The organism is Pelagibius sp. 7325, from assembly GCF_037652055.1.
In the GTDB taxonomy this organism is placed as follows: domain Bacteria; phylum Pseudomonadota; class Alphaproteobacteria; order Kiloniellales; family Kiloniellaceae; genus Pelagibius.
Map to the genome: position 1 here is coordinate 91400 of NZ_JBBKAH010000002.1, position 16014 is coordinate 107413.

At 66.1% G+C, this 16014-nt stretch carries 13 protein-coding genes; 6 read left to right on the forward strand and 7 right to left on the reverse strand.

Annotated features, from left to right (window positions below; translation table 11 throughout):
- Window positions 1-170 precede the first annotated feature (170 nt).
- Together trxB and WDC82_RS02300 are read left to right on the forward strand one after the other, a co-directional pair.
- A complete protein-coding gene (trxB, locus tag WDC82_RS02295; protein ID WP_340115637.1) occupies window positions 171-1142 on the forward strand; it encodes a thioredoxin-disulfide reductase in 972 nt (323 codons plus the stop codon).
- A 193-nt stretch (window positions 1143-1335) separates the two neighbouring features.
- Complete coding sequence (locus tag WDC82_RS02300; protein ID WP_340116940.1) at window positions 1336-2226, forward strand: LysR family transcriptional regulator; 891 nt, start codon at window positions 1336-1338, stop codon at window positions 2224-2226.
- 448 nt (window positions 2227-2674) lie between these two features.
- Here the strand turns inward: WDC82_RS02300 and msrP are convergent, their stop codons facing one another.
- Window positions 2675-3697 carry a protein-methionine-sulfoxide reductase catalytic subunit MsrP gene (gene msrP, locus WDC82_RS02305; protein ID WP_340115638.1) on the reverse strand — a complete coding sequence of 341 codons (1023 nt, stop codon included), beginning with the start codon at window positions 3695-3697 and terminating at the stop codon, window positions 2675-2677.
- A 255-nt stretch (window positions 3698-3952) separates the two neighbouring features.
- On the opposite strand from msrP, the gene WDC82_RS02310 reads away from it, so the two are divergent.
- On the forward strand, window positions 3953-5398 hold the full coding sequence (locus WDC82_RS02310; protein ID WP_340115639.1) for an ATP-binding protein: 1446 nt from the start codon (window positions 3953-3955) through the stop codon (window positions 5396-5398).
- A gap of 15 nt (window positions 5399-5413) precedes the next feature.
- Here WDC82_RS02310 and WDC82_RS02315 read toward each other — a convergent pair whose 3' ends face one another.
- Complete coding sequence (locus WDC82_RS02315; RefSeq protein WP_340115640.1) at window positions 5414-5881, reverse strand: Dps family protein; 468 nt, start codon at window positions 5879-5881, stop codon at window positions 5414-5416.
- A 251-nt stretch (window positions 5882-6132) separates the two neighbouring features.
- On the opposite strand from WDC82_RS02315, the gene WDC82_RS02320 reads away from it, so the two are divergent.
- Both WDC82_RS02320 and WDC82_RS02325 read left to right on the forward strand, forming a co-directional pair.
- Window positions 6133-6687, forward strand: a complete 555-nt coding sequence (locus WDC82_RS02320; protein ID WP_340115641.1) for a PadR family transcriptional regulator — start codon at window positions 6133-6135, stop codon at window positions 6685-6687.
- 13 nt (window positions 6688-6700) lie between these two features.
- Complete coding sequence (locus WDC82_RS02325) at window positions 6701-7009, forward strand: DUF2218 domain-containing protein (protein WP_340115642.1); 309 nt, start codon at window positions 6701-6703, stop codon at window positions 7007-7009.
- On the opposite strand, the gene WDC82_RS02330 is transcribed toward WDC82_RS02325, so the two are convergent.
- Window positions 7006-9048, reverse strand: a complete 2043-nt coding sequence (locus WDC82_RS02330; RefSeq protein WP_340115643.1) for an elongation factor G — start codon at window positions 9046-9048, stop codon at window positions 7006-7008. The two genes, WDC82_RS02325 and WDC82_RS02330, sit on opposite strands and share 4 nt — an antisense overlap.
- A 424-nt stretch (window positions 9049-9472) precedes the next feature.
- On the opposite strand from WDC82_RS02330, the gene argC reads away from it, so the two are divergent.
- Entirely contained in the window at window positions 9473-10438 is a 966-nt protein-coding gene (gene argC, locus WDC82_RS02335; RefSeq protein ID WP_340115644.1) for an N-acetyl-gamma-glutamyl-phosphate reductase, read from the forward strand.
- 38 nt (window positions 10439-10476) lie between these two features.
- On the opposite strand, the gene WDC82_RS02340 is transcribed toward argC, so the two are convergent.
- The 4 genes from WDC82_RS02340 to WDC82_RS02355 form a co-directional block, all read right to left on the reverse strand.
- Window positions 10477-11091, reverse strand: coding sequence for a glutathione S-transferase family protein (locus tag WDC82_RS02340; RefSeq protein WP_340115645.1), 615 nt, complete (start codon window positions 11089-11091; stop codon window positions 10477-10479).
- A gap of 174 nt (window positions 11092-11265) precedes the next feature.
- Window positions 11266-12990: a Cache 3/Cache 2 fusion domain-containing protein gene (locus tag WDC82_RS02345; RefSeq protein ID WP_340115646.1), complete on the reverse strand. Its 1725-nt coding sequence runs from the start codon at window positions 12988-12990 to the stop codon at window positions 11266-11268.
- Between the two features lie 266 nt (window positions 12991-13256).
- Window positions 13257-14672 carry an amidase gene (locus tag WDC82_RS02350; RefSeq protein WP_340115647.1) on the reverse strand — a complete coding sequence of 472 codons (1416 nt, stop codon included), beginning with the start codon at window positions 14670-14672 and terminating at the stop codon, window positions 13257-13259.
- Window positions 14673-14688: 16 nt separating this feature from the next.
- Window positions 14689-15894: an aspartate transaminase gene (locus WDC82_RS02355; RefSeq protein ID WP_340115648.1), complete on the reverse strand. Its 1206-nt coding sequence runs from the start codon at window positions 15892-15894 to the stop codon at window positions 14689-14691.
- Window positions 15895-16014 lie beyond the last annotated feature (120 nt).

Below are 16014 nucleotides of genomic sequence, written 5' to 3' on the forward strand. Positions count from 1 at the left end.
AGCGCGGAGGCGCTCAACCGGCCGACCACCCCATCACCGGCAGACTGCTCGGCCAGACTGCCCGGCCAGACTGCCGGCGCGGCGCTTCGCCGCCTTGCGAGGGCCCGCCGGCGTCTCTATTTTCCAGGGACACCCTGCCGATTCCCGCCCCAAGTCCGGAGTTCCCCGTCATGGCCGCCACCCGCCACAGCAAGGTCTTCATTATCGGCTCCGGCGCCGCCGGGCTGACCGCCGCGATCTATGCCGCGCGTGCGAACCTGAAGCCGCTGCTGGTCCACGGCCTGCAGCCGGGCGGCCAGCTGACCATCACCACCGACGTGGAGAACTATCCCGGCTTCGCCGACGTCATCCAGGGGCCCTGGCTGATGGAGCAGATGCAGAAGCAGGCTGAGCACGTCGGCACCGAGATTCTCTCCGACATCATCACCGAGGTCGATTTCTCCAAGCGGCCCCTGGTCTGCAAGGGCGACAGCGGCACCACCTACACCGCCGACGCGGTCATCATCGCCACCGGCGCCCAGGCGCGCTGGCTGGGCATCCCCGGCGAGCAGAAGTTCAACGGCCGCGGCGTCTCCGCCTGCGCCACCTGCGACGGCTTTTTCTACCGCAACAAGGAAGTGGTCGTGGTCGGCGGCGGCAACACCGCCGTCGAGGAGGCGCTCTACCTCGCCAACATCTGCTCCAAAGTGACCCTGATCCACCGCCGCGACGCCCTGCGCGCCGAAAAGATCGCCCAGGACCGCCTGTTCCGGCACCCCAACGTCGAAGTGCGCTGGAACGCCGTCATCGACGACATCCTGGGCGGCGACGGGCCGATGGATGGGGTCACCGGGGTGCGCCTGAAGGACACCCTGGACGGCTCCCTGAGCGAGATTGCCTGCGACGGCGTCTTCATCGCCATCGGCCACGACCCGGCCACCAAGGTTTTCCGCGGCGCCGTGAAGCTGGACGATGAGGGCTACATCCTGGCGGAAACCGGCTCCACCCGCACCTCGGCCCCCGGCGTCTTCGCCGCCGGCGACTGCGTCGACAAGGTGTTCCGCCAGGCAGTTACCGCCGCCGGGATGGGCTGCATGGCGGCCCTGGAAACCGAAAAATTCCTGGCGGAAATGGAAGATTCGGCCGATAAGGCTGCGGAATAGCCTCGTTAACCCTTCCGGCCTATACTGCGCCCTAGTTTTCACGGGGTTTTACGGGGGTTTCTCCGGGAATTCCGGCTGAACGACCCTATTTTCCACCGGTCTGCCGTCTCGGCAGGCGCCTGGTCGCCTTCAGGAGGCGAAAATGCTCGACGATGTTGGCCTGCCCCAGAAGCGGGGCATTGGGGCCACCATTATGGATTGGGACAAGCTGCGCATCTTCCACGCGGTGGCGGAGGCGGGCAGCTTTACCCATGCCGGCGAGCTGCTGAACCTCAGCCAGTCGGCGGTCAGCCGCCAGATCTCGGCCCTGGAGGACAGCCTCAAGGTGCCGCTGTTCCACCGTCATGCCCGCGGCCTGATCCTCACCGAACAGGGCGAGTTGCTGTACCGCACCGCCCACGAGGTCTTCGGCAAGCTGGCAATGACCGAGGCCCAGCTGACCGAGAGCAAGGACCGCCCCAAGGGCCCGCTGAAGATCACCACCACCGTGGCCTTCGGCTCCCACTGGCTGGCCGCGCGGATGAGCGAGTTCATCGAGATCTACCCGGAGATCGAGTGCCACCTGCTGCTGCTCGACCGCGAGGTCGACCTCTCCATGCGCGAGGCCGACCTGGCGATCCGATTCTCGCCGCCCCGGCAGGCCGATCTCATCCAGCGTCACCTGATGACCGTGCACATGCACATCTACGCCGCCGCCGGCTACATCAAGAAGCACGGCGTGCCGCAGACGCCCAAGGACCTCGACAAGCACCGCATCGTGGTCTACGGCGAGGACGTGCGCCCGCCGGTGCCCGACGTGAACTGGCTGTTGCGGGTCGGCTACAAGGACGGCCAGCTGCGCCGTGCCGCGATGACCGTGAACAACGTCTACGGGGTCATGAAGGCGGTCCAGTCCGGGGCCGGCATCGGTGCCCTGCCGGAATTCATGGCGGCCAGCAACCCGGACCTCGTCCAGGTGCTGCCGGAGCTCAGCGGGCCGCAGTTCGACGCCTACTTCGTCTATGCCGAGGAAATGCGGCGCTCCAAGCGGATCTCGGTGTTCCGGGATTTCCTGCTACGTAAAGTTGCTGAATCCAACTTTTGAGTGTTATCCTGCATCCCTGCAGCGGTCGTTTTCGGCCCCTGGAATAGGGGGGTGGGTTACCGTTTTATGGCAGCGAAATCAAAGATTTAGATAGCCATGCGGAACCCGCATGGCTCCACTGCCCGAATGTATGTAGTAAAAGAAACTCAAATCCCTATTTTCAGGGCATCGGATGTTGCGTCGCAGCATCCCACGGATTTTCCGGCGTCGCGCCGGATAAAGTGTTCCAAGCGCCCCCCGCTTGGAGAAGGGCCTTTTTAGGTCCTACGTCTCCCAGACGTGAAGCCTCCCTGTTCAACTTGCCGGGCCCTCGGGCCCGGCATTTTTCTTTTCAGGGTCAAGCCGCCTGAACCGCCCATAAAGAAAGCCCGGGTCCCTTTGGGGACCACGGGCCGTCTCGGTGGCTTCGAAGGCGTTGGCGACGCAGGGGGTTCTTACGTGGAGAGGCCTACATGAAGAGGGCTTCCTGCTGCGGATCGATGCCCTTGTACAGGTCGGCCACGTATTCGCCATAGCCGTTGTAAAGCAGCGTCGGCACCTGCTCGTTCAGGCCCAGCACGCGCTCGGAGGCCTGGCTCCAGCGCGGGTGCGGCACCTCCGGGTTCACATTGGCCCAGAAACCGTACTCGCTGCTCTGGATCGCTTCCCAGAACGACTTCGGCCGCTGGTCGGTGAATTCGAAACGGACAATGCCCTTAATGTGCTTGAAGCCGTACTTCCACGGCACGGCAAGACGCAGCGGCGCGCCGTTCTGCTTGGGGATCGGCTTGCCGTAGAGGCCGGTGGCGATGAAGGCGAGGTCGTGGCGCGCCTCGGCCATGGTCAGCCCCTCGATGTAGGGCCAGGGGTACCAGGCGGCGCGCTGGCCGCCGGCGACATCCGGGTTTTCGAAGGTCGTCATCTTCACATACTTGGCCGACGACAGCGGACGGGCGAGGTCGACCAATGCCTTCATCGCAAAGCCACTGTAGGGCACAGCCATCGACCAGGCCTCGACGCAGCGGTGGCGATAGACGCGCTCTTCCAGCGGCATCTTGGCCAGCAGGTCGTCGATGCCGATCTCCATCGGCTGTTCGACCATGCCATCCAGAGTGACGGTCCAGGGCCGCACCGGCAGCGCCTGGGCCTTCTGCCAGATGTTCTTGGAGGAGCCGAATTCGTAGTAGTTGTTGTAGGTGGTCGCCAAGCCTTCGTCGGTGATCGGCCGGTCGAGGGTATAGGTCTCGTTGCGCGGCGCCGGGTAAAGCTTGGCCGAAGGATCGCCCCCCTCCGCCGCGGAAGCCGTCTCGGAATCCCCTCCGGCGGCCGCCTGGGCCGGGTCGTCATCGCAGGCCGCCAGCAGCCCGCCGGCGCCGAGCATCACCGAGCCGGCCGCCGCTGTCTTCAGCAGGCGGCGGCGATTTAGGAAAACTGTCTCGGGCGTTGCCTGGGAGTCGGGGATCTCCCACCCCTTGCGGATCCGGATCAACATGTGCTTGCGGGCTCCCTTGACGGCTCTCGAAGATTGGTCGGTTTTGAGCAGCTTTCTGCTCCCAAGGACGTAGCCCGCACGGCGAACCCCGACAAGTCAACTAAATGCGAGCCGCCGGTTACCGCGAAAAGGAGGTCTCCGGGAAAGAAATTCGCCCCAAGGTTAATCAAATGGAAAGAGCCCTTTGCTATCCAACAATGTCGGAAATTTGCCGGCGAACCGAGAGCCTCAACCGGATCCGGGCCCAGCACTGCCATGGCGGACTACTCTCTGTCCCTCACCAAGCGATTCGCGCTCTTCGCCGGGCTCGTCGTCATCGCCGCCAGCATGCTGCTGATCAGCATGTACAAGGAAGTTGCGAGCGACGACCTGACGGCAACGGCCGAGCGCAGCAACATCGCCCTGGCGCAGGTGTTCTCCAACCATATCTGGGATTCTCATGCGGGCTTCCTCACCACGGCGCATTTCCTCACCCCCGAAGCGATCCGCCAGCATCCGGAAACGCAGGCCATCCGTGAGCGGCTGCTCACGCGCCTGCGCGATCTCGCGATCCTCAAGGTCAAGATCTACGACCTGAACGGCCTGACGGTGTTTTCCAGCGAGCCCGCGCAGATCGGCGAGGACAAGAGCGGCAACAACGGCTTCCTCGCCGCGCGCACCGGTCACCATGCCAGCGAACTGACCCACCGCGATTCATTCAGCGCCTTTGAGCAGACCGTCGAGAACCGCGACGTTCTGGCCAGCTACGTGCCGATCACCTCGGCCTCCGGCGCCATTGAGGGCGTCTTCGAAGTCTATTACGACGTTACCGCGTTGCTGGGTGACATCGAACGCCGCCAGGTGCTGATGCAGATGGTCGTCGGTGCGACCTTCCTGGTGCTCTATCTGCTACTGATTTTCGGTGTCTGGCGCAGCGAGCGGGAGAGCAGGCATCACCACAGGGAGAACCTGGACCTGGCGCGCGCGGCGGCACGGGCCGAGGAAGCCAGCCGGCTGAAGTCGGAGTTCCTCGCCACCATGAGCCACGAACTGCGCACGCCGCTGAATGCCATCCTTGGCTTCTCGGAAATCCTGAAGTCGCAGCTGCCGACGGCCAACAAGGAAGAAACCCGCCGTGAATATGCCGACAGCATCTGGTTGTCCGGCCACCACCTGCTGAACATCGTCGACGACGTGCTCGACATGTCGAAGGTCGAAGCCGGCGAGATGGTGCTGGAGCGCGAGCCCTTCGACCCCGTGCCGCTGCTGGAGAGCTGCCTGCGCCTGGTTGAGAAACAGGCCGAAAACCAGGGCGTGACCCTGGATTCCAATATTGCCGCCGCGCTGCCCGCCGCCCACGGCGACGAGCGCCGCATCAAGCAGGTGCTCATCAACCTGCTGTCCAATGCCGTGAAGTTCACGCCCGAGGGGGGGCGCATCAGCGTCTGGCTCGGTGCTGCCGCCGACGGTGCCCTGCAGTTCACCGTCAGCGACAGCGGCATCGGCATCGCGCCGGAGAACATCGAAAAGGTGCTGACCCCTTTCGGCCAAGTCGAAACCACCTATGCCAGGCGCTTTGGCGGCACGGGTCTCGGCCTGCCGATCGCCAAGTCGCTGGTCGAGATGCACGGCGGCCAATTCATGCTGGAAAGCACGCTGGGCGAAGGCACCAAGGTCAGCTTCACCCTGCCTTCCGAGGCATCCGCCGCAGCCGCGGCCTGACGGGCTGCCCGCCGCTCAGTCGAGCAGCGAGCGCAGCATCCAGGCGGTCTTCTCGTGCACCTGCATCCGCTGGGTCAGCAGGTCCGCCGTCACCTCGTCCTGGCCTTCCTCGGCGGCCGGAAAGATCGAGCGCGCGGTCTTGGCGACGGCCTCATGGCCGGCGACCAACTGGCGCACCATGTCCTTGGCTTCGGGCACACCCTCCTCTTCCTCGATGGAGGTCAGCTTGGCGAAGGCGGCGTAGCTGCCCGGCGCCGGCTGGCCCAGCGAGCGAATACGCTCGGCGATCTCGTCCAGTGCCGTCCACAGCTCGGTGTACTGCTGCTCGAACATGGTGTGCAGGGTCTGGAACATCGGCCCGGTGACGTTCCAGTGGAAGCCGTGGGTCTTCAGGTACAGCGTGTAGGTGTCGGCCAGCAGGCGCGACAGGCTTTCGGCGATGGCGGCGCGGTCTTCGGCCGCGATGCCCGTATTGATCTGCATTCTCGGCACTCCTGCGGAAAAATCCGACCGCCGTGGCGGCGGCCAGGAACGGAAAGATAGAAGGGGAGATAGGCATATCGCAGTGAGATGCAAGATTTTCTGGAAGGATTCTAATTAACTTTTCACTGCAGTCTTAAGGACAACGCGTCCCGGCCCGCCCCGCGCGGGGAAACAAGAATCGGCCTCTTGAAAAAGATCCGGTTTCGATATATCTATAATTTCGACATATCGAAACCATATCGAGAGACATCATGCACGAACGACATGCAAGACGGTGGAACCACGGTCGGCCGCATCGCGGCCCTGGCGATGGCCCCCACGGGCGGCATCACCGGCACGGCGGCCGCGGCTCGGGCCGCATTTTCGACCACGGCGAACTGCGCCTGGTCGTCCTTGCGCTGATCGCCGAACGGCCGCGCCACGGCTACGACATCATCAAGGCGATCGAGGACCGCCTGGCCGGCAGCTACAGCCCCAGCCCAGGCGTGATCTATCCGACCCTGACCCTGCTGGAAGAACTCGGCCACGCCACGGTCGAGGAGAGCGACGGCAAGAAGCTCTACGCGATCACCGAGGAAGGCCGCGGCTATCTGGCCACGCAGCAGCCCGCGGTGGATGCCGCCCTCGCCCGCATGACGACGGGACACGAGGGCCATGGCGGCCGCCCGCCGCAGATCGTGCGCGCCATGGAAAACCTCAAGATGGCCCTGCGGCTGCGCCAGCGGCAAGGCCGGCTGAGCGACGACGAGTTGCAGCGGATCGCCGAGATCCTGGATACCGCCGCTCTCGCTATCGAGCGTGGCTGAAGAAGGCACCGCTATGACCCGCTATCAGACCGACGTCGCCACGGCGCACGCGAGCCGTTACCTGCAACAGCTCTGCAAGCATTGGAGCCACCGCCTGGAAGTCGCCTTCGACGCCACTCAAGGCGTCGTGCGTTTCGACGGCGCCACCTGCAACCTCCGCGCCGCGGCGGACCGCCTGCATGTGACCCTGGAAAGCGACGACCTCGCGCTGGCGACGACGCTGTGTGGCGTCGTCGCCGATCACCTGAAGCGCTTCGCCTTCCGCGAGGACCTCGGCTTCGACTGGACCGAGGTGCCGGTGCAAGCCGGGGCCGAGCGTTAATCGCCGCCGTTGCGCTGGGCGATCACCTGGTCGGCGAGCCTGCCGGTGAGTTCCTGCAGGTGGTCGAAGCGCCAGTCGAAGCTGCCGACACCGACGGTGAGCGAGCGCAGTTCGATGATGAGGTCCTGCAGCTCGGCCTCCGGCAGGTGGCACTTGAGATCGTCCCAGCCTTTCCAGCCGGCGCGCATCTCGAAGCCGAGAATCTGCCCGCGCCGGGCCGAGACCAGCGAGTGCACCTTGTTGGTGAACTCGCTGGGCACCGAAATGGTGACCTCGTAGATCGGCTCCAAAAGCACCGGGTCGCAGTTCGGCATGCCCTCCGACATCGCCATTCGGGCGACGGTCTTGAAGGCCTGGTCGGAAGAATCGACGGAGTGGTGCTGCCCGTCGTAGAGCGTGACCGCGACGTCGACCACGGGAAAGCCGAGTGGCCCGCGCGAGAGATACTCCTTGGTGCCGTGCTCGACTGCGCCGATGTACTGGCGCGGCACCGAACCGCCGACCACCTTGTCGACGAACGCGAAGCCTTCGCCGCGCGGCAGCGGGCGAATCTCCACGTGCACATCACCGAACTGTCCGTGACCGCCGGTCTGCCGCTTGAAGCGCGAATGCTGCTTGGTCGCCTTGCGGATGGTTTCCTTGTAGGCGGTCTGCGGGCGCGCCGCGTCGACCTCCACGTTGAAGCGGTGCTTCAGGCGGTCGACCGCGAGCTTCAGGTGGATTTCCCCCTGGCCGCGCAGCAGCAGTTCGCCCGTGTCTTCGTTGTGCACGACGACCAGCGAAGGATCTTCCTCGCTGAGCTTGGCGAGGCTGGACGTGAGCTTCACCTCGTCCTGGCGGTTGTGCGGCCGGATCGCCAGGCTGAACACCGGCTTGGGCGTCTCCGGCCACAGCAGGCCCGCGTCCTTCTGCCCGCCGGCGGCGGTCAGCAGCTCGCCGCTGCGCAGCGAGTCGACGCGGCCGAGCGCCACCAGGTCGCCGCGGCCAGCACTGTCGATCTTCTGGCTGTCGGCACCCATCAGGCGGTAGAGGCCGGACACCCGCTCGCTGCCCAGGGTGTCGCCGTCCTTCACCGCACCGCGCCAGATGCGCACGATGGACATCTTGCCGGTGTGCGGCGCGTGGTGCGTTCGGATCACGCTGGCGGCCAGGTCTTCCGCTGCCCCGGTGTCCTCCGGCACGCCGAGCCGCGCTGCGGTCACCGCCGGGTCCGGCGTCTCGTGGCGCAGCGCCTTCCACAGGCGGGTGATGCCGTGGCCCTGTTCGGCGGAGCCGAACAGCACCGGCACGATGAGGTCGTCGGCGAGGTCCTTGCTGAGTTGCTCATAGATCTCGGCCGAAGCCGGCACCTTGTCCTCCAGCAGCTGCTCCAGCAGACCGTCGTCGAAGTCGGCGAGCGATTCCAGCAGCTCGCGCCGCGCTTCCTCCTCGCGGTCCTTCACCTGCTCGGGCATCTCAATGAGGTCGGACTGCTTGTCGAGGTTATAGTGCCAGGCCCGTTCGCTCACCAGGTCGACAAAGCCGGTGACCCCGTCTTCCTCACGGATCGGCACCTGGCGCAGCACCAGCGGCCGGTCGGACACCGACTGCAATGCCTCCAGCAGGTCGCGCACACGCGTCGAGGCCTTGTCCATCTTGTTGACGAAGAGGATGTGGGGGATCTGGTAGTCGTCGAGAAACTTGAAGACCGGCGCCAGCGTCAGGCAGCGCTCCGGCTCCGGCGGTGCGACGATCACGGCGACGTCGACGCCCATGAGGGCGCTGTGGGTGTCCTGCAGCAGCTCAATGGACCCCGGGCAATCGATGAACGACCAGGTCTCGCCAAGATAGTCGCAGTGGGCGAAATTGGGCTCGGTGCTCATCTGACGCTCGCGCGCTTCCGGCATGGAATCGCCGAGCGAATTGCCGGCGGTGACGGCACCCTTGCGGTGCAGCGCGCCGGCCTGGAACAACAGGGCCTCCAGCAGGGTGGTCTTGCCGCTGGTATAGGGTCCCACGAGGGCGGCGCAGCGCGCCGCCGTTACCGATCTGGACGTCATGGTTTCCTCCTCGCCGCCCCAGGGGAGGCCAGGACCGGAAGACCGACCCAGAGTCGGACCATGAGAAGTTACCCCCATGGCCGGCCCCATGGCCGAACCGGCCTGAAACCTGGGGCGAACTGTCCACGTTGGTTGAGCGATCGGGCCTTCCCCGAGCCCTTCTTGAACCTTTAGCAGGCCCATGGTTTCAAACAATCCGGCGGGCTGGCAACTGAAATCCCCGGGGCCCGGCCGTCGGCTGGGCCGTGGATTCCCGCCGCTTTGGCCCGCGCGGCGCGGAATTTCAGTGACTTCGCCGCCGAGACTGCGGATAATTGGCAGTCACAAGCCGCGCAGACGACTTGCGGCCCCCGCGGGGATGCGGTGGGCTGGTTTTTGCGTGACTGAACTGTTGATCCAGTATGGCGTTGAGGACGCGAGAGAGATGACGGCAAAGGTTTTCATCGACGGCGAGGCAGGCACCACGGGATTGCAGATCCGCGCCCGCCTGGAAGCACGCGGCGATGTCAGCCTGATCCGTCTGGGCGACGCCGAGCGCAAGGACCCGGCCGCGCGCAAGAGGTCCCTCAACGAGGCGGACCTCGCCATCCTCTGCCTACCCGACGACGCGGCGCGCGAGGCCGTCGGCCTGATCGACAACCCGGAGACCCGGGTGATCGACGCCAGCACCGCCTACCGGACCGATCCGGCGTGGACCTACGGCTTTCCGGAAATGGATGCGGAACAGACCGCCAGGGTGCAGGCATCCAAGCGGGTCAGCAACCCGGGCTGCTATCCGACCGGCGCCATCGCCCTGGTACGCCCGCTGGTCGCCGCCGGCCTGCTGCCCAAGGACTTCCCGGTCACCGTGAACGCGGTCTCCGGCTACTCCGGCGGCGGCAAGGCGCTGATCCGGCGCTACGAGGACCCGGCGGCAGCGGACGCCCTGAAGAGCGCCTACCGTGCCTATGCGCTTGGCCTCGCCCACAAGCACCTGCCGGAAATGCGGGTGCACGGCGGCCTCGAGCACGCGCCGCTCTTCGTGCCCGCGGTCGGCAATTACTACAAGGGCATGCTGGTGCAGGTGCCGCTGCAGCTCTGGGCGCTGCCCGGCAAGCCCAAGCCGGCCGACCTGCGCGCCGTGCTGGCCGAGCACTTCGCCGGCGAAGCCTTCGTCAGCGTCGCGACGGCAGAGGAGGGCTCCGGTCTGGAGGGCCTCGACCCGGAGGGCCTGAACGGCACCAACGACATGCGCCTCTACGTCTTCGGCAATGCCGCCGGCGACCAGGCGGTGCTGGCTGCGGTGCTCGACAACCTCGGCAAGGGCGCCTCCGGCGCGGCGGTGCAGAACATGAACCTCATGCTGGGGCTCGACCCCCAGGCCGGCCTCGCCCATCGCCTGGCCGCCTGAGCCCCGTCAGGCAGGCGCTCCTGCCGGCCTGAGCGGCTTTACCCGAGTTCGTAGAGTTTGCGCAGCTCGGCAATGCGGGGCTCTTCCGCCAGCGCGGCACAGAGGCGCCCGACGCGCGGCAGTTCGCGGGCCGGCCGATACCAGTCGGCAAGCATCATGAGATAGATATCGGCGGCGCCGAAAGCCTCACCGGTGAGGAAGGGGCTGCGATCGAGCGCTGTCTCGAGGATCGCGAACTGTTTTTGCAGATCGCGCTCCGCCGCCTGGCGGACACCGTCGGCGCCATTCGGATCGGTGGTAAAGCGCGCGGCGTAGTAGAAGCGCAGGATGGCGCCGTAGACGTTCACCGCCAGGAACACCAGCCAGCGGTCGAAGTCGGCCCGTGCCGCGCTGCCGGGAACGGGCGCCAGGTTTGCCTCGGGAAAGCGCTCGATCAGATGCAGCACCATGGCGGCGGACTCGGTCATGGCCTGGCCGTCAGGCAGCAGCAGCACCGGGATCTGGCCCATCGGGTTGATCCGCCGGTAGGCCTCGCCCTCCTGCTCCTTGCCGTCGTAATCGACCCGCTGGCGCTCGAACGGCGCCGCGCTGAGCGTCAGCACGGCATCGGGTGCGAAGGCGCCGGTGTTGGGCGCCCAATAGAGTTTGTACACATCACCTCCCGACTGCACCGGTCCAGCCTAGACGGCGCCAGGATATGACGGATAACCCCTGCCAATCCACGGACAATCCCGGCTGGCCGACGCCGGAAAGCAAGAAAGGGCGGCTTCGAGAGCCGCCCTTTCCCGTCACGCCAGGACTTAAGCTGTGAGCGCTCCGCGCGCCCGTTAGGCGCTTTGACGCACCTTGTCGAGAAAGGCACCGACCTGCCGCTGGAGGTCGTTAGCATCGCCGTTGAGGCCCTCGATTGCGGCCACCGCCTGCTGGATGGCGGTCATGGTCTGCTCGGAAGCCGAGCGCACCTCGGCGATGGTGGAAGACACCCGCGCGGTGTCGGCCGCGGCCGACTGCACGTTGCGCCCGATTTCCTGCGTCGCTGCGTTCTGCTCCTCGACCGCCGAAGCGATCGCGGTGGTCGACTCGTTGACCTGGCCGATCACGCCGCGGATGGTGGCAATGGCGGAGACCGCTTCCGTGGTCGCCTGCTGCATCGCGTTGATCTGGTCGGAGATCTCCTCGGTCGCCTTGGTGGTCTGGGAGGCGAGGGTCTTCACCTCGTTGGCGACCACGGCGAAGCCCTTGCCGGCCTCGCCCGCGCGCGCCGCCTCGATGGTGGCGTTGAGGGCCAGCAGGTTGGTCTGCTCGGCAATCTCGTTGATCAGCTTCACCACGTCGCCGATCTTCTGGGCAGCGGTGTCGAGCGACTGCACCGTCTGGTTGGTGGTCTCGGCCTGCTGCACGGCATCGGCAGCGATCCGGGCCGACTCGCTGGCGCGGCGGGCGATCTCGCCGATCGAGGCCGACATCTCTTCGGCCGCGGCGGCGACGCTGTCGACGTTGCCGCTGGCACCCTCGGCCGCGCCGCTCACCTGGTTGCTCTTGTCGGTGGTCTGACCGGCCAGATCGCGCACTTCCTTGGTGGAAGCGTCGATGTGCGAGGCCGCATCCAGCACGGAGGTGACCTTGCCGGCGACCGAGCTCTCGAACTCGTCGGCCATGGCCTTCATGGCCGCGCGCTTTTCGTCGGCGGCCCGCTTCTCCTGCTCGGCACGCTCACGCTCCAGGCGGCGCTTCTCCAGGGCGTTCTCCTTGAACACCTGGACCGCGCGGGCCATGTCGCCGATCTCGTCGCCCTGCTTCTGGTAGGCGACCTCGACGTCGGTCTCGTCGCGCGCCAGGCGGTCCATCACATTGGAGAGACGCGGCAGCGGACGCAGCAGCCGGCGGTAGACGAAGAAGGCGATCAGCGAGGTGATCAGGATCGTCACCGCGGAGGTGATCGCCAGTTTCTGGGTCAGCTGGTCGAGAATCGCATTGATATTCGACTTCAGCACGCCGGCATAGAGGATGCCGATGACCTTGCCGCCGTTGTCGAAGATCGGCGCGTAGATCGTGTAGTAGTCCTTGCCGAGGATGACCGCCTCGCCGCGGAAGGTCTCGCCCTTGGTCACGATCGGATAGACAGCGCCGTTCTGGCCGAGCGGCGTGCCGATGGCCCGGCTGCCGTCATCCTTCTTGATGTTGGTGGTGCGGCGCCAGAAGTCCTTGGTCTCCTCGTCCCACACGAAAACCGTGGCCGTCTCTCCGGTCAGGTAACCGACGCGGTCGATCATGGTGTGGTCAGGAAACTCCGGCAGCGCGTCGATAGCGATGCGCTCAACCTCTAGGCCCTTCTTGCTCACCTGAAGCTGCGGATAGTTCTCGGCGAAGATGTCGGCGGCGATGCGCAGGCTGGCCGACTGGCGCTCCACCACCTGCTCGCGGATCTGGCCCTGGATGGCGAAGACGGCGGCGGTGGCACAGGCGGCGGCGGCAACGATGATGAGGACGATGTTCATCACCATCGCCTTGGTTGTCAGCTTGATGCTCTTCACGGCAACAAAGGGGTTCATGGATCTCTCTCACTCGACAGCGTTATCACCCGCCAGCACGCCGTGCCGAGGGCCCCGGACGCTGCGATAGTCGGCGGATCACCTTAGGAAAGGGTAAACTTTGATTTGCTGACTAAGGAGTATGCCTAGAAAAACATCTTTTATTTCGATTGATAACTGTTTACAGAATTGTCTGTTTTGATAGTAATTCGCAAGTTATGTGCAAGAATGCGCCATTGTATCGCCTTTAGCGGTCGCCCGGGGGCGCACTGCGGGGCCCCTGAAACTTAACGCGAAGGCCGCCGGGCAAACCACGGCAGCGCCCGCTCGAACTGACCGGCGAGCGCAAACAGGCGCGCTTCCTCACCCACCGCGGCGGCGATCTGCACCCCGACGGGCAGGCCCTCGGGAGTCCAGTGTAACGGCACGGAAGCGGCGGGTTGGCCCGACATGTTGAACATCTGGGTGAAGGTCACGTAGGGCAGGACCGCCCGGTTGAAGCCGTCGAAGTCGTCGGCCATGGTGTCGAGCAGGCCGAGGCGCATCGGCGGCTGCGCCAGGGTCGGCGTCATCAGCACGTCGTAGCGCGTCATGAAGGCGGCCAGCCGCTCGCCGATCTGGCGGACGGCTTGCACGGCGCGCAGGTATTGCGCCGCCGGGATCGTCGCCCCCCGTTCGGCGAAGCGCCAGGTGATGGTTTCCACCTGGCCTTCGCGCGCCCCTTCGGGCAACAGCGGATTGTCCGGCCCCAGCGCATCGGCCATGTTCGCCGCGACGATGGTGATCATCGCCTGGCGCAGCAGTTGGTGATCGATTTCCGGCGCCGCCTCTTCCACGTCGTGGCCGAGTTCCGCCGCCAGGGCCGCCGCCCGTTCGACCGCCGCGCGGCATTCCGGATGCAAGTCGACATCCTCTGGCGTCTTCGCAGTCCAGGCGATGCGCAGCCGGCGGGGGTCGCGCCCCGCCGCGGCGATGAAAGGCTCCTCTGGCTTCGGCAGGCAGAAGGGATGGTGGCGCGGCGGTCCGCAGACGGCATCCAGCAGCGCCGCCGAGTCCCTGACGCTGCGGCTGACCGCGTGGAACACCGCCAGGCCGGCCCAGGCATCGCTGGTCGGATTGCGCCCGCGGCTGGGCTTCAGACCGAACAGGCCGCAGCAGGAGGCCGGGATGCGGATCGAGCCGCCGCCGTCGGAGGCGTGGGCGAAGGGGACCATCCCGGCGGCCACCGCCGCCGCAGCACCGCCGCTGGAACCGCCGGCCGAGTGCTCCAGGCTCCAGGGGTTGCGCGTTGGGCCATGCCGGCGCGTCTCGGTCGATACGTTGAGACCGAACTCCGAGGTCGCGGTCTTGCCCATGACCGTCAGGCCGGCCGCGTGCCAGCGCGCGACCATCGGATCGTCGAAGGGGGCCCGGTAGTCGGCGAACCAGTCGCTGCCATTGCCGCAGGGCCAGCCCTTGCGGAAACTGTAGAGATCTTTCACCAGGAACGGCAGCCCGGCGAAGGGGGTCGCGGGGTCCCGGGCCGTCAGTTCGGCCCGCGCCTCGTCGTAGGCGCGGTGCACCACCGCATTCACCGCCGGATTGCGCGCCTCGATGCGCGCGATCACCGCTTCCAGCAATTCCGGGGCGGCGATCTCGCCCCGGCGGATCAGTTCCGCCAGGGCGAGGCCGTCGTGATCGTCGAGCAGGGCGTCCAGTGACACAGCACGCCCTTCCCGGTCAGTCGGTCAGCGCTTCGCAGGCCTTCTTGATGCGCGTGCAGGCTTCCTTCAGCGCCTCGGTCGAGGTGGCGTAGGAAACCCGGAAGTGCGGCGACAGGCCGAAGGCCTCGCCCTGCACCGCGGCGACACCGACGGACTCCAGCAGGTAGGTGACGAAGTCCTCGTCGGTCTCGAGGGTCTTGCCGTCCGGCGTCTTCTTGCCGATGCAGCCGGCGCAGGAGGGATAGACGTAGAAGGCGCCTTCCGGCTTGTGGCAGTGGATTCCGGGGCAGTCGTTCAGCATCTCGACCACCATGTCGCGGCGCGCCTTGAAGGCCTCGGCGCGCTCCGCGATGAAATCCTGGGTGCCGTTCAGCGCCTCGACCGCGGCGGCCTGGCTGATCGAGGAAGGGTTGGAGGTCGACTGCGACTGCACCTTGGCCATCGCCTTGATCAGCGCCTGCGGGCCGGCGGCATAGCCGATGCGCCAGCCTGTCATCGCATAGGCCTTGGAGACGCCGTTCACCGTCAGGGTGCGGTCCTTCAGCTTGGGCTCAACCTGCGCCGGCGTGGTGAACTCGAAGCCGTCGTAGACCAGGTGCTCGTACATGTCGTCGGTCATCACCCAGACCTGCGGATGGCGCAGCAGCACGTCGGTCAGCGCCTTCATCTCCTCGCGGGTGTAAGCGGCGCCGGTCGGGTTCGACGGGCTGTTGAGGATCAGCCACTTTGTCTTCGGCGTGATCGCCTGCTCCAGGGCCTCCGGCGTCAGCTTGAAATTGTGGTTGGCGCCGCAGGGGATGAACACCGGCTCGCCCTCGGCCAGCAGCGCCATGTCCGGGTAGGACACCCAGTAGGGCGCCGGGATGATCACCTCGTCGCCCGGGTTCAGCGTCGCCATGAAGGCGTTGTACAGCACCTGCTTGCCGCCGGTGCCGACGGTGATCTCCGCGGGGGTGTAGTCCAGGCCGTTCTCGCGCTTGAACTTGGCGCAGATCGCCTTCTTCAGCGCCGGGGTGCCGTCGACTGCGGTGTACTTGGTCTGGCCCCCGCGGATCGCCTGGATCGCGGCTTCCTTGATGTTGTCGGGGGTATCGAAGTCCGGCTCGCCGGCGCCGAGGCCGATGACGTCGCGTCCGGCGGCTTTCAACTCGGCCGCCTTGGTGGTCACGGCGATGGTGGGCGAGGGCTTGATTCGCGACAAACGTTCCGCGATCACGGACATCGATAGAACTCCCGGATTGCCTGTATTTTGAGGGCCACCCTCCCGCACGGGGCGGGTCGGCGGTTCAGCGGCAACTTAGAGCCATCACGCCGCAATTGGAACCGGCAAGCGCGCATATCT

Bases quoted from the DNA above. Each gene is read 5' to 3' on its own strand.
- WDC82_RS02330 (WP_340115643.1), bottom strand. From the start codon at position 9,048: ATGACGTCCAGATCGGTAACGGCGGCGCGCTGCGCCGCCCTCGTGGGA.
- WDC82_RS02345 (WP_340115646.1), bottom strand. From the start codon at position 12,990: ATGAACCCCTTTGTTGCCGTGAAGAGCATCAAGCTGACAACCAAGGCG.
- argC (WP_340115644.1), top strand. From the start codon at position 9,473: ATGACGGCAAAGGTTTTCATCGACGGCGAGGCAGGCACCACGGGATTG.
- WDC82_RS02300 (WP_340116940.1), top strand. From the start codon at position 1,336: ATGGATTGGGACAAGCTGCGCATCTTCCACGCGGTGGCGGAGGCGGGC.
- WDC82_RS02320 (WP_340115641.1), top strand. From the start codon at position 6,133: ATGCACGAACGACATGCAAGACGGTGGAACCACGGTCGGCCGCATCGC.
- msrP (WP_340115638.1), bottom strand. From the start codon at position 3,697: ATGTTGATCCGGATCCGCAAGGGGTGGGAGATCCCCGACTCCCAGGCA.
- WDC82_RS02310 (WP_340115639.1), top strand. From the start codon at position 3,953: ATGGCGGACTACTCTCTGTCCCTCACCAAGCGATTCGCGCTCTTCGCC.
- WDC82_RS02355 (WP_340115648.1), bottom strand. From the start codon at position 15,894: ATGTCCGTGATCGCGGAACGTTTGTCGCGAATCAAGCCCTCGCCCACC.
- WDC82_RS02325 (WP_340115642.1), top strand. From the start codon at position 6,701: ATGACCCGCTATCAGACCGACGTCGCCACGGCGCACGCGAGCCGTTAC.
- WDC82_RS02315 (WP_340115640.1), bottom strand. From the start codon at position 5,881: ATGCAGATCAATACGGGCATCGCGGCCGAAGACCGCGCCGCCATCGCC.
- trxB (WP_340115637.1), top strand. From the start codon at position 171: ATGGCCGCCACCCGCCACAGCAAGGTCTTCATTATCGGCTCCGGCGCC.